12 protein-coding genes are annotated in these 13,432 nt (G+C 47.2%); 2 read left to right on the plus strand and 10 right to left on the minus strand.

Annotation, left to right across the window (positions count from 1 at the left end; all coding sequences use genetic code 11):
- Nucleotides 1–3: 3 nt before the first annotated feature.
- The 6 genes from ACK3SF_RS04300 to ACK3SF_RS04325 all read right to left on the minus strand — a co-directional run bounded on the left by ACK3SF_RS04300 (nucleotide 4) and on the right by ACK3SF_RS04325 (nucleotide 7,431).
- The gene (locus tag ACK3SF_RS04300; protein WP_414837465.1) at nucleotides 4–2,478 is read right to left on the minus strand and encodes a DNA-directed RNA polymerase subunit A'; all 2,475 of its coding nucleotides are present in this window, start codon (nucleotides 2,476–2,478) and stop codon (nucleotides 4–6) included.
- Nucleotides 2,479–2,488: 10 nt separating this feature from the next.
- Nucleotides 2,489–4,285, minus strand: coding sequence for a DNA-directed RNA polymerase subunit B (locus ACK3SF_RS04305; protein WP_414838367.1), 1,797 nt, complete (start codon nucleotides 4,283–4,285; stop codon nucleotides 2,489–2,491).
- A 78-nt stretch (nucleotides 4,286–4,363) separates the two neighbouring features.
- Nucleotides 4,364–5,821, minus strand: a complete 1,458-nt coding sequence (locus tag ACK3SF_RS04310) for a DNA-directed RNA polymerase subunit B'' (protein WP_414837466.1) — start codon at nucleotides 5,819–5,821, stop codon at nucleotides 4,364–4,366.
- Nucleotides 5,822–5,834: 13 nt separating this feature from the next.
- A complete protein-coding gene (locus tag ACK3SF_RS04315) occupies nucleotides 5,835–6,068 on the minus strand; it encodes a DNA-directed RNA polymerase subunit H (RefSeq protein ID WP_414837467.1) in 234 nt (77 codons plus the stop codon).
- A gap of 116 nt (nucleotides 6,069–6,184) precedes the next feature.
- Nucleotides 6,185–6,850, minus strand: a complete 666-nt coding sequence (gene radC / locus ACK3SF_RS04320) for a RadC family protein (protein WP_414837468.1) — start codon at nucleotides 6,848–6,850, stop codon at nucleotides 6,185–6,187.
- 35 nt (nucleotides 6,851–6,885) lie between these two features.
- Nucleotides 6,886–7,431, minus strand: coding sequence for a hypothetical protein (locus tag ACK3SF_RS04325; RefSeq protein WP_414837469.1), 546 nt, complete (start codon nucleotides 7,429–7,431; stop codon nucleotides 6,886–6,888).
- 74 nt (nucleotides 7,432–7,505) lie between these two features.
- On the opposite strand from ACK3SF_RS04325, the gene nucS reads away from it, so the two are divergent.
- Entirely contained in the window at nucleotides 7,506–8,300 is a 795-nt protein-coding gene (gene nucS / locus ACK3SF_RS04330) for an endonuclease NucS (protein WP_414837470.1), read from the plus strand.
- Between the two features lie 5 nt (nucleotides 8,301–8,305).
- Here nucS and ACK3SF_RS04335 read toward each other — a convergent pair whose 3' ends face one another.
- The 4 genes from ACK3SF_RS04335 to ACK3SF_RS04350 all read right to left on the minus strand — a co-directional run bounded on the left by ACK3SF_RS04335 (nucleotide 8,306) and on the right by ACK3SF_RS04350 (nucleotide 11,370).
- Nucleotides 8,306–8,968, minus strand: a complete 663-nt coding sequence (locus tag ACK3SF_RS04335; protein WP_414837471.1) for a LamG domain-containing protein — start codon at nucleotides 8,966–8,968, stop codon at nucleotides 8,306–8,308.
- 9 nt (nucleotides 8,969–8,977) lie between these two features.
- Nucleotides 8,978–9,703: a LamG domain-containing protein gene (locus ACK3SF_RS04340; RefSeq protein ID WP_414837472.1), complete on the minus strand. Its 726-nt coding sequence runs from the start codon at nucleotides 9,701–9,703 to the stop codon at nucleotides 8,978–8,980.
- Entirely contained in the window at nucleotides 9,700–11,085 is a 1,386-nt protein-coding gene (locus ACK3SF_RS04345; protein WP_414837473.1) for a LamG domain-containing protein, read from the minus strand. Before ACK3SF_RS04345 ends, ACK3SF_RS04340 begins: the two co-directional genes overlap by 4 nt.
- A gap of 84 nt (nucleotides 11,086–11,169) precedes the next feature.
- Nucleotides 11,170–11,370, minus strand: coding sequence for a hypothetical protein (locus ACK3SF_RS04350; protein WP_414837474.1), 201 nt, complete (start codon nucleotides 11,368–11,370; stop codon nucleotides 11,170–11,172).
- A gap of 71 nt (nucleotides 11,371–11,441) precedes the next feature.
- On the opposite strand from ACK3SF_RS04350, the gene ACK3SF_RS04355 reads away from it, so the two are divergent.
- A complete protein-coding gene (locus ACK3SF_RS04355) occupies nucleotides 11,442–13,418 on the plus strand; it encodes a diphthine--ammonia ligase (protein WP_414837475.1) in 1,977 nt (658 codons plus the stop codon).
- The last annotated feature ends 14 nt before the right edge of the window (nucleotides 13,419–13,432 follow it).

A 13,432-nucleotide genomic window follows, 5' to 3' on the forward strand; every position in this document is an offset into this window, starting at 1 on the left:
CCTCTAATCAAGATTGATGGATGTTGAAAGCTGTCCTCTATCGGATTTTTGCGGATCAACTCCATCCTCTCCAGCTCTGAACTGGATGATATCGCCCTGAGCATTCCTTACTGTCTGATCATACTCGACACGCAAGTCCTGCAAGGCGTTTGCAACTCTTCTGTACATGTATCCGGATGTCTTCGTCCTGAGTGACTTGTCCATCAGTGCCTTTCTCTGGCTCATCTGGTGGAAAAACATCTCCTGTGGATCAAGGCCTTCAAGAATACTTGAGGAAACAAATCCTCTTGATTCAGGCGTCATTTCGCCTTTCTTGAAGTGAGACAGTGTTCTGTCCTGATAACCTCTTTCAATCCTCTGATTTCTTACAGAGTTCTGTCCAAGGAGGCCTGCCATCGTTGTAACGTTCTGCATGCTTCCTCTTGCACCGGAGTCTGCCATGACGTAAGCTGAAGATTCTTCGCTGAAGTTGTCGGAGACAAGATCTCCAATATCAGCGAATACCTCGTTCAGTGTCTTGGTGATCTTGATTTCCCGTGTCTGCTCAAGAGTCTTACCTGTAATTGCCTCCATCTCACCGTCTTCGTACTGCTGAAGAAGTTCTTCAGCATCTTCGATGGTGTCGCTGATCATGTCCTTGATCTGTTCAGTTGCCTCATCAGGCACCTCTAGATCTTCAAGGCCTATGCTGAATCCGCGCTGTGTCAGGAAGATTGCTCCGACACGTGAAACACGGTTCAGGAACTCTGTAACTTTATCAGCACCGTACTCGATTGAAAGCTGCTGGATGATCTCTCCACCGTAGTCTCCAAGAGCATCCTCATCGAGAACTCCCTCGATAAGTTCTCCCTCTTCGATAACTACCTCATTATCTTCTCCTTCGTTAATTGTCAGAGAGATATCATCCGGTATAAACATTGAGACAAGCTCTCTACCGGAAATCTCTTCCTTCTCAGGAAGATCTGCCTCGTACTCACCAGCCTCTGCAAGAAGATTGAAGGCCTTCTCACGTGAGACAGTTCTGTCAGGCTGTGTCAATAGGTAAAGGCCTGAAACATAGTCCTGAAGCATACCGACAATCGGGCCTCCCATCTTCGGAGACTTGATGTGCTCCTGGACTTTCATCAGTTCCTCTGCCTCTGCACGGGCCTCTTCTGTCTGCGGTACGTGCAGGTTCATCTCGTCCCCGTCGAAGTCTGCGTTGTACGGTGCACATACGTTCAGATTCAATCTGAAAGTCCTGTATGGCAGTACACGGACTTCGTGTGCCATGATAGACATACGGTGGAGGGACGGCTGCCTGTTGAACAGGACAGTATCTCCATCTCCAAGATGTCTTTCAACTTTCCAGCCTTCATCCGGCTGGATTTCTTCAAGTATATCCTCCTGATTTTCTTCTGTTATTCTTTTTCTCTTCCCACTTGGTGGGTAAACATAGTTAGCACCCGGATGTGTATCAGGGCCGTTTTCGATCCTCTCTTTCATCTCCTCGAAGTTCCTATCGTTCACTTCTTCAGGGATTGTAAGCTTCTTTGCAACCACGTGTGGAACTCCTACTTCGTTGATCCCGATGTTAGGATCAGGGGATATAACTGTACGGGCCGAAAAGTTCACACGTTTTCCGATAAGGTTCTGCCTGAAACGGCCTTCCTTACCCTGTACACGCTCGATAAGAGACTTGAGTGAACGGCCGGATCTGTGTCTTGCCGGCGGAACATTACTCATGTCGTTGTAGAACAGTGTTGCGACGTGGTACTGCAGTAGCTCGTGTAGATCGTCGATAATGAACTCAGGGGCCTCGATTTCAATATTGTTCTGGAGGCGCTTGTTGATCCTGATTACATCGACGAGCTTGTGAGTGATATCGTCCTCTGATCTCTCTCCTGTTTCAAGAGTGATCGAAGGCCTCATCGTTACCGGAGGAACCAGAAGCTTCTCGATAATCAAGTCTTCAGGCCTCCCTCCTTCTACTCCAAGCTTTGCTGCCATTTCATCCGGAATCTTCTTAAACCGTTCCTGGATCTCTCCTGGAGTGATTTTTTCGCCGTCTTCGTAGTAAGTATAAGGTTTCTCGAAGTCGACATCGGAGATTTCCTCTCCGGTCTCCGGATCCTCCTTCATCATGTTGGACTTTCTCAACGGTTTATCTTCATTCTTCAGTAGAAGTGAGACTGATCCGTCGTCGTGGACATTGGTGAATCTGAGAAGGTTCCTGACTTTCTTGGCGTAGAGTGAGTGAACTACAGGCCTTGAAAGAGTGATCTTTCCGAAGTGGCCCTGACATTCACGCATCTGGCCTCCACAAGTCTGGCAGGTCATCCCTGGATCGATTACTCCAAGTGCAGGATCCATGACACCTCCCTCTACAGGGTATCCGTCTGCGTCGTAGACCTCTGCCTTGTTGATCTCTTTTACAGCATTTTCTTCGACGTCTCTTGTACTCATGATTCCGAAGTCCAGTTCAGTAATGCTCTTCATTGTGGATCACCTATTCCTCCTCTACCTCGATGTCAGTATCTATCATCAGTGATTTTAACTCATCGAGTAGAAGCAGCATAGCGTGAGGGATTTCTGTCTCCTCGAACTCTCCGTCTTCACCGTTCTGCTTCACGACTTTGTTCTGTTCACGGTCAAGGTAACCTCTGTCACCCGACTCCGTGTCGACGTGGATCTCGCTGGCGTCAGCTCCGAACCGCTCCTTCAGAAGCAGTGAAGCTCCGTGTCCAACGAAAACGTCCTTTTCCATCTCTCCCAGCCGGAGGCCTCCCTCCTGACTGCGTCCTTCTGTAGGCTGCTTTGTAAGCAGTGTGACAGGTCCACGGCTTCTTGCGTGCACCTTGTCCCCGACCATGTGACTCAACTTGAGGTAGAAACCAGGCCCGATCATAATCTCGGCCTCCATCTCCTCACCGGTTACACCGTTGTACATGGTCTCTTTACCGGATGACTCGAATCCAAGCTCCTCAAGCTGATCTCTGAGCTTGTCCTTGTCCTCTCCGTGATAAGCTGTGGCATCGACTTTCTCTCCACGGAGAGCTCCAACTTTTCCTCCAATTAACTCGATTATCTGCGCCACGGTCATACGGCTTGGGATAGCGTGCGTGGAAAGAATCATGTCAGGAGTAATACCCTGTTTCGTGAAAGGCATGTTCTCCTCAGGAGCGATCATTCCGATAACTCCTTTCTGTCCGTGTCTTGTCGCAAACTTGTCTCCAAGCTCAGGGATACGGTACTCACGCATCTTTGCCTTGATCAGCTTGTCACCGTCACCGGTCTCGGAAAGCATAACCTTGTCAATAACTCCCTGCTCTCCGTGCCTTACTGTGAGACTTGTCTCTCTCCTCTCTGCAAGCCCCATCTTCATCTCTTCGCCGCCTCCTCCAAGGAACTTCGGAGGAGAAGTCTTACCTACAATCACATCATCGGAATCTACCTGTGTCTCAGGATTAACGATTCCATCATCATCAAGATGCTCATAGGCCTCTTCACGCCTGTATCCACGGACATCCTTATCCGGAATAGAAATTCTATCCTTCTGACCTCCGTAGAAACGCTTGGCCTCTGTCTTGTAAGTCCTCATATAAGTTGAACGTCCCAGGCCTCTCTCGATAGAGGCCTTGTTCATGATTACTGCGTCCTCGATGTTGTATCCATCGAAGGATGCAAGAGCAATCATCATGTTCTGGCCGATCGGATGCTCTCCGACAAGAGTATCGTATGTGTTTGTCTCTACTATCGGCTGCTGAGAGTAAGTCAGCACGTTAGATCTTGTATCAAATCTCTGATGGAACTCGCTTGTAGGCATTCCAAGTCCCTGTCCTGCCATCTTTGCACCGAAGTTCACACGGTCTCCACGATTGTGTTCAGGATAGACTGTCAGAGAAGCTGATACACCGTGGATAATCTCGGAGTCGATCTCCATGTGAGTATGCTCGCCAGTAACTTCCTCTTCATTCATAGCTACGTAGGCATTCTCTTCCTCTTCAGCATCGATGTACTCGATGATTCCTTCATCTTCAAGATCTTCAAGACTTATTTCTCCTTCCTGAAGCTGCTCTCTCTGCTCATCTGTAAGAAGAGGTTCACCGTCTTCAACGATGACTACAGGCCTCATGACTCTTCCAGAGTCTGTATTGATCCTGATCTCATCACGGTTCTCGTTGTAGTATACCGATACTTCCTGATCAAGCTCTCCTTCACGCCTCTTTTCAATCAGATTCTCACGGATCTCCTCAGGAGAATCAACATCGTCAACTATCTGACCGTCAAGGAATACGTCAGTAATAAGCCATCACCTTTGAAGTTTTTGTACAGTTTCCAAACGTTTCAAGTCCATCAACTTTTCTCATTATCATTTTCTGAATCACCTTGCATCGATCCCCGAGTCATGAAGCTTTGCCTTCAGGGAATTCTTCTCCATATCAGTCATTCCTGTGGAAACATCTGCTGTCATCGCCAGATGAGTTCTCAATCCGATGTTCATACCTTCAGGAGTCTTGATAGGACAGACACGGCCCCACTGCGTAGGATGAAGATCTCGGGCCTCAAAGTGCTGTCTGTCGCTGGACAGTGGAGAAACAATATTTCTCAAGTGGGCAAGAGTCTTGATACGATTGTTGCGCTCAAGTCTCTGACAGATACCTGTTCTTCCACCGACCCAGTTACCTGTAGCCATAGCTCCCATGATCTGTGAAGTCAGCTTGTCTGAAACGATTGTTGACTGAAGGCTTGGAAGACGGCCTCTTTTAGCAGATTTCTGGAAGTTATACTTCATACGGGCAACAAGCCCCCACTTACCGAGGAACACTGATCTGAACTGCATCTCAAGCAGCTCTCCAGCCAGATTCATCCTCTTGTTGGCGTAGTGATCGATATCGTCTTCATTGATATCGCCCTTGCCAAGTGCAATAGTATTTCTTATCATCTTTGTCAGGAACTGAGCCTTCTCCTCTCTGGAATCCTCATCCTGTCCAAGATGTGGCAGAAGGTACTCATCCAGAATATTCTGGACACGATCCTCGACATCGTTCGTGATACCGGCCCTGTTCGCAATATACTCGAAGGCCTCTGACTGATCAGAAGCATCAACTTCATACAGGTTCAGGTAGACATCGGAGGCATAATCCTCGCCAATCGCCTCAACGATCTCTTTATCAGTTTCATATCCAAGAGCTCTTACAAGAGCTACTGCCGGAGTCTTCTTCACATTCGCAAAGCTGATATTTACAATATCCTTATCTCTTCTGAGAATATGCCTCTGAACGTATCCCTGATTCTCGGAGTTGATACGGCACTTCTCCTCATCGCCATCCTCCTGGAAGACAGGCTTGTTGTTCGCCAGCTCCTCCATAGCGATCAAAGTCTTTTCAGAGCCGTTAACAATGAAGTATCCACCAGGATCCTCAGGATCTTCACCGGCCTCTCTTAGCTCTTCTTCATCCATGTCAGAAGTCCAGCACAGATCGGAGCCGATCATGACAGGGATCTCTCCGATAGTAACTTCCTCGGATTCCTGCTGAATTCCCTCGAAGATAGGAGTAAGTTCAACTCTAATCTCTGAAGAATAAGTAAGATCTCTCATACGGGCCTCACGAGGCATAATCTCTCGCACAGAACCGTCAGCTTCGTTGATCTTCGGCTTCTTGATATCAACATCAACAATCTTGATAACAAGATCCTCACCTTCAGGAAGCTCAGGCTCTATAGACTCAACTTCATTAAGTATAGCCTGAATCCTGTCCTCAACGAAACGGTTGTATGATTCAATCTGGTGTTTTACAAGGTTACGATCAATTAGCTGCTCCAGGAACTCTTCTTGCATTATTAAATTACCTCTATTCAACCACTCTTCTGTAGTAAGTTGTTTCGCCTGCTGTAGGGCTTGAACGCGTTATCTCAAAGACATCACCGACCTCGAAATCCTTCTGCTTCAAAGCAGAATCATTACTTTTTATACGAGGAAGATTCTTCTTCTCAATATCAAATTTTTCAAGAAGATCCTCAACTTCCTCTTCAGACATTTTACGGTGTTCTGGAACGAGCCGGTGGTCACGTACATCCATAGCCATTGGTGATATCACTCCTTGAGCAGGCAGAAAAGTTTGCTCTCAGACATATACATCAAGAGTAACAAACTTTAAAAGGGTAGTGAGTGACGACAAAACTTATTTAAAGAAGCTCGAAGTTAGAACAAAGCTTCCTCCTCACTTCTCATAGAATAATAACCATCACCAACCACCACGTGATCCAGGACATCCACACCCATCTTTTCACCCAACTCCCTCAACTCCTCTGTAACCTCTATATCCTCCTGTGTGGCAGAGGCCTCTCCCGACGGATGATTGTGGACAAGTATCATTGCCGCAGCATTCGAATTCAAAGCTCCCTTGAAAATCTCTCGAGGCCTGAAACCGACTTCAGAGACACCGCCGTCGAACTCCTTCCTTGCCAGAATCTCGTTGCCAGAGGAGAGATAGAAGACTCTCAGAATCTCCTCTTCCAGAAACTTCATATCGCCGCAGACAGCTTTTACATCACTCAGCGAGGAAATCTCTTCACGCTCCTCTTTCTCCAGTCTTCTGGAAAGTTCTCCGATTGCCTGTAACTGTCCGGCCTTCACGCGAGATACACCTTCAAAATTTTTCAGATCTTCAAGGCCTCTGTCCGCCAGCTCGTCCAGAGAATACGTGTTCAGAATCTCCGAGGAAAGTTCCTTGACATTCTTCCCTTTAGTACCTGTCCTGAGAAGTATCGATAGAAGCTCTACATCCGTCAGACCGTCCGGACCACGTTCTTCAAGCTTTTCACGAGGCCTCTCGCTTTCAGGAAGATCCTTGATAGTATAATCCATCTATCCCGAAATTTTTCGTGGCGACTTAAAAAATCCTAGAACTCTATAAAATCGTCTTCCGGCAGATCATCCAGCGAGGCCTCGGGATCGACACTTATCGAATCAATTCTTATAGGGCCGGACATCTGTTCTATAAACTCTGCTGGTAGTGTGTAGAGCTCGAGGCCTTCGTGTTCTTCTGGCAAAGGTTCTACATTGTTTCCATTCCTGAGAACGAATTCTCCTTCATCTATATCTTCACTGTCTTTCATCTCGTACTGCATCTGTGTCCCGGCCTCGTTAACAAACCTCCAGGCTCTGTTACCGGCATTAAAGGCCTCCATGACGGCATCACTCATCTTTCCATAGCCGTCGAAAAACTCGGCGTTCATCCTGTCGATAACATAAGCCGTCTTCGCAGCATCTCTGGCCAGAGAATCAACTTCTTCCACGTCTCTCTGATCTCTGACAGCCATCCGCCATTCCGTTATATTCCTGTAAGCTGCATCAACAAGCTTCTCAGAGGCCTCTCTGTACTCCTCGGAATCCAGGTCCTCTTCAAGAACATAGTCGGCGTCGATATCGTCATCGCCCAGATACATGTTTTGTCACTGAAAAGCCAACACTAAAAGTTTTTCGGGTATACTTTAGAATCTAGGCCTTTCTCTACTTTTCCATGAAGAAGCTGCTTGAAAATCCGGATTTCGACGAGGCCTCTGAAATACTCGACGAATACCTGAAAAGAGATTTCACAGTCCAGATCAACGGCCTTTGTACAGTAAATTATCAGGGACGCGCCAAATCAAAGCTGGACAGAGGTGAAAGACTCGTGATAAAGAAGCAGGACTCTGCGATTCTGGTCCACGGGCCTGAGAACTATCAGCCGAAGAACTGGCAGCCGGAAGTCGATTCATACAGCGTTGAGATAGACGAAGTTGAAGACGAGAAGACACTGGTTCTGGAGGCGAAAAGAACTAATCCTGATGAAATAGTGGAGATACGTTTCGAGGAGATCGAACTGCTTACAGTACACCAGTTAGTCGATAAATCAGATCTCAAGATCAGAGGCCACGAAGTAGACATCCACGAAGCGATCGAAGACGATCCAGAGATCGTCGAAGAAGGCCTAAAAATAGTGGAAAGAGAGAGGGAGACTCCCGCCGGATTCATCGACGTCTTCGCCCGTGATGAAAACGATAACTACGTTGTTATCGAAGTCAAGAGAAATCCAGACTACAACACAGTCTTGCAGCTCCAGAGATACGTAGATGAGATAGAAGAAGAGTTCTCCGGAAAGATAAGAGGAATACTTGTCGCACCGAAGATGACAGATAAAATCCTCAACTATCTGGAGGAAAGAGGCCTCGAATTCATCGAAGTCGAGATGGAAGACGTTATCGCATCGTACGAGGCAATCGATCAGAGCCAGAAAGGCCTTTCCGACTTCGGAGCTGACTACACCGCAGAATAAAATTTCTAGATTGTTTTACTGTCTGACTGTCCGAATCCGCCTCTGGAAGCATTGTACAAGGCCCTGATAGAGGCCTCCGGCAGAGGATAATCCCAGATCCTGACGTGAGCGATTTTTCCGTTGAATGGTTCGGTGTTGTCGGCGCGTCTTCCTATCTTCATGCTTGAGGCCGGTTGATTCAGGTTGCCTGTCTTGGAGAAAGATCCGATTTTCCGGCCGTTGTTGTACAGCTCCACAGTATTTCCATCGTATCGGACTACTGCAAAGTTCCAGGTATTCTTGAGACCGGAAACCGGTTGCTGCGTGTTACTCCATCCTTCAGCATCTGTCTGTACATGCACCTCCAGATTATCGTCGCTGTCATCAACCTTCAGATTGATATTTTCAAAGTATCCGACCACAGAATGCCTGCTGGAATCACTGCCCTCATAACGCCACCACGCCGCCAGAGTCAAACGATCTCCGGAAGGAAGAGCGCTGTCGACAACAATCTCATCATCAGTACCATCGAAATCCATAGCAGAACTGCCTACAGGCCCAGAAACACCATAAGATGAGACATTCGCAGTCGAAGCATGATTCTCATTGCCACTATAGTCATAGGCCTGGCCGCTACTTTCCTGCAAAGGCCAGTATCCAACAGTCCGAGTAAAAATCTTAGATCTCATAACTTCGATTCAACTCCTTGAAAATCCCCAATTAGCATTTCTCCCAACATTATACAGCTTCCAGACCTGCTGCTGAGACAAGGCCTCACTGTAAATCCGGACCTCATCAATTTTTCCTTTAAACATATATTTGGACTGTCCCTGCCCATCTGCATTTGTGTCAAGACTTCCCATGATCATATGTTTTCCACTTGTATCCCCCATCGTCCCTGACGCAGATTGTTCGCTAACTTTCGAGCCGTTCACGTAGATACGTTGTTTTGAACCATCCCAAGTGCCGGTAATATGATACCATCCAGTATTTATCACCGATCCAATTCCCGCCCGTAAATCAACTTTTCCGCCATCAAGACCTAACCTGAAGAGGAAATCATCTGTATCATCTTGATAAGACAGGACATACGCGCCCGAGTTTCCAACCACAACATTGTAACTGCTGTTGGAACTTGAACCCGTTACTTTCACCCACGAGGAAACAGTGAGCCGTGTAAAACCTCCTAGCACATCCCCCACGGCTACATAATCATCGCTTCCGTCGAAACTGAAGGCCTCAGAGCCTCCGACACCGGAAGCGCCTGTAGTAATTCCACCATTCAGAGATCCATCATTGCTCCCCCAGGAATCCTGTAAAGTTCCTGAACTGACATCAGAACTGTCCATACTCCAGCGTGAGACAGCAGAAGCAGGCCTCACTTTATCCGGATGAGTCGAGGCCTGTGAAATATCCCTAGTCATACATCAAGGCCTCCCATCCTCGCCAGAGTCTCAATTTCGGATTTTGAAAGAGTTCTGTTGTAGAATCTTACATCCTGGATCTGGCCTTTCCAGTTGTAATTCCTCTGAGCCATATTTCCAATCAATATTTTTTCGTCAAGCAGAGAAGAGTCGTTAGGAATTGATAGCGAGGCCTTATTTTGAGCGTCAAGGTATACTTCATACTTATCCTCTGTGAGATCGACGACGAGTGTGAAAAAATGCCATTCGCCGTCATTAAAAGTTTCCGAACTAACGAACTCCACCAAGTTCCCTCCAGACTCGACATAATATGATCTGAATACTCCTGAATCTCTAAGTTCAGCTATCTGCCAGTCAGGAGGAGAATCAGGATCACTTCCACTCTGCAGGATAGCATTAATCGAATTAGGGGTCTCTTCAGCTTTGAACCATCCGGTAACAGTTGATCTAGACCCTCCTCCTACCGGAGAATCAGGAATCTGGATCTGATCATCGCTGCCATCGAAACTTCTGGCCTTCGCTCCTCCAAGGCCTGCGGCTGTAGTAGTACCAGTTACAGAAGTGGAATCATTGCCTCTACCAGATAGATCGTAGGCCTTCCCTGAGCCGTCTTCGTTGAGAGGCCAGTGCCCGACAAGGCCCGAAGTCAGTCTGTCCTGATCAGTAATATTTTGAGTAGACGTCCTCTGATACAGGGCCTCTACTTCTGCTGTGCTTAGCACTCTGTCATATATTCTGACGTCGTCTATATATCCGTCTGTGAAGTACTGTCCGTCTCCTCTGTTACCGATCTTTGTTGTATTTGAAGAGGAAGTTGATTCTGTTGCGTTCACTGTTGAGATCAGGTTTCCTCCTCTGTAGTATCTTATCTTGGAACCGTCGTAAGTCACGCAGACGTGGATCCACTGTCCCTGAGGCCAGCCGCTTTCAAGATTGTGTTGAGAACCGCCAAACCAGAGCTGGACACCGGAACTGTAGTCGTAGCGGAACAGGGTGCCGTCACTTCCATCGTAATTTGCAAGTATGTTGAATTCATCGCTTGACCCGCCGCCTCTGTCATATATCCATGCAGACATCGTCAACTGATCCATAGACCCGACACTGAATTTTTCACCGGTATCCACGTAGTCATCATTTCCATCAAAGGCCTTCGCCTGACCGATCTTTCCAGATACAAAACCTGCAGAAGTATTATCTGTCCCGTCGTGATTCAGGGCCTTGTCCTCGACCGTTCCGTCAAAAGGATAATATGCAACGAGGCCGTCAGCCAGGCTTCCAAGCTCGTAACCCTGTCGGAGGCCTGAAGAGAAATCATTCCTGGCCTCGTCTGTGAGGCCTGTAGAATCTCTTCTTGTCAGCTCTCCAGGATTCCAGCGTACCATGGGTAGAAGTTTGTGTAATGAAAATATAAGCTTAATCAGAGTGTCTGTCAAGAAAAAACAGGAAATGAAAAATTGGAGGCCTTTTTAGAAGTCTTTGTGAATCCAGTAGCGCTCTATCTTTTCCAGATCAAGCCAGTGGATCTCGTCGTCGGCATCGACTTTGACAAGGCCTGAGCTTTCCAGGAACTCGGAGTTGTGTTTATGGAGTTCGTGTTCCTCTCCGGAGTCTGTCAGCACCATGACTTCTCCGTACTCGTCGACGGCGTCTCGAAGTCGTTTGAACATATCTTTTTTCACCTGCCTCTGAAATGATGTCCCAGTATCAAAAACCTTCCCTTTCCAATTAGAAACCATAGATGTGTGGAATCACTGGAGCACGTGAAAAAGAAACAGTAAAGGCCTTGAACAGGCATCTGAAGCATAGAGGCCAGAGCTGCAGCATCGAAGAAACAGAAAACTTTTCTCTAGGCCATTACCTTCATTCCGTCGTTGGAACAGTCGAACAACCACTGGAAGAAGAAGGCCTCCTGTCAGCGAACTGCGAGATATACAACTGGAAGGAACTGAACAGAAAATACGGCTGGGATACGGAAAACGATGCAGAAACACTTCTCAAACTGCTTGAGAAAAAAGGAGTCAAAGGCCTGAAAGAAATCGACGGGATATACGCATTCGCATATCTGAAAAACGGTGAAATTATACTTGCACGTGACAGACTCGGCGTTAACCCGATCTGGTACTCTGAAAAAGAATTCGCATTCGCCTCGGAGAAACAGGCTCTGGAAAAGGAAGGATTCACAGAAATAAAGGAGCTTCACCCGAGACAGATACTTGTCCACGACCTGGAGAGCCAGGAAACCTCTTTCAGGCAGAGAGAATTCTTCGAGATAACCGCGGATGAACAGGAAAAAGTTACAGATGAAAACATAGACGAAACAGCAGAACAGATCAAGGAGATATTCCTGAAAGCTGTGGAGAAAAGAGTGCCTGAAGGAGATGTCGGACTTCTTTTCTCTGGAGGCCTAGACTCCACTCTTGTGGCAGCGGCTTTACAGGAACTCGATAAAGATTTCACTGCATACACCGCAGGGATACAGCACGGGAACGTCTCAGCTCCAAGAGACTACGAAAAGGCCCACGAAGTAGCTGAAAAAATGGGATTCCCTCTGGAAAGATACGAGGCCTCCCTAGAAGAGGTAGAGAAAGTTTTACCGGATCTTGTGGACTGGATCTCTACTACTAACGTCGTGAAGCTTGGAGTGGCTCTGCCTTTCCATTTCAGTCTGGCGCAGAAGAATCAGGCCTCTGAGCAGGTCGTTTTCACGGGATTCGGTTCCGAACAGCTTTATGCTGGTTACGCACGGCAGCAGGGATACCTGAACAAGGAGTGTCTGTCCGATCTGAGAGGGATTTTCCATGAAGATCTGTATCGGGATAACGTAGTAAGTTTCAGGAATGGCAGGGAGTTACGAGTACCTTTCCTGGATGAAGAACTTGTTGAGTATGCACTTTCTATACCTGAAGATATGAAAAGGACCGAAGAGTACCGTAAATATGTTTTGAGGAAGGCTGCGGAGAAGCTTGGCGTCCCTGAAGATGTGGCGTGGCGGAAAAAAGTTGCTGCACAGTACGGATCAAACTTTGACAAGGCTGTAGGGAAACTGGCGAAAAACTCCGGCTTTGACCAGAAACAGAAATACGTCAACCAGTTCCGTGAAAAACCTAATAAGAAACTTGTTGCTCTTACTTCAGGAGGAAAGGACTCGAACGCAGCTTTGTTCCGCATGTGGCGTCGAAACAACGAAATATCGTGTCTTCTAACCCTGAGATCTGAAAACAAGGCCTCTTACATGTTCGACTCGAAGAAATCGGATAAAGACCTGGAATGGCAATCAGAAAAACTTGGTATTCCGCTTATAACACAGGAAACAAAGGGAGAAAAAGAAAAAGAGCTTGAAGATCTGCGTAAAGGCCTGGAAAAAGCGAAGGAAAAATTTGATGTTGAAGGAGTTGTCGCCGGCGCTATTGAGTCAAGTTATCAGCGAGATCGCGTGGATAAAGTCGCTGAAGAGGTAGGCCTGAAAGTTTTCACACCGCTGTGGCAGTTTGATCAGAAACAGTACATGCACTGGCTTGTACGGGAAGGCTTCGATGTTAAAATAACTGATGTGGCGGCTAGAGGTCTCTCAGAGGATTGGGAAGGCAAAGTTCTGGATAAAGAAGGTGTTGAGGATCTTCTGGAGTTAGCGGACGAGTATCGTTTCCATCCTGCCGGTGAAGGCGGAGAGTACGAGACAAAGGTTGTCGGTTTCCCGGAAGAGCTTGTCGATTAAAAATCAAGGGAAAG

The sequence above is a fragment of the Candidatus Nanosalina sp. VS9-1 genome (genome assembly GCF_047555085.1).
Taxonomy (GTDB): Archaea; Nanohalarchaeota; Nanosalinia; order Nanosalinales; family Nanosalinaceae; genus Nanosalina.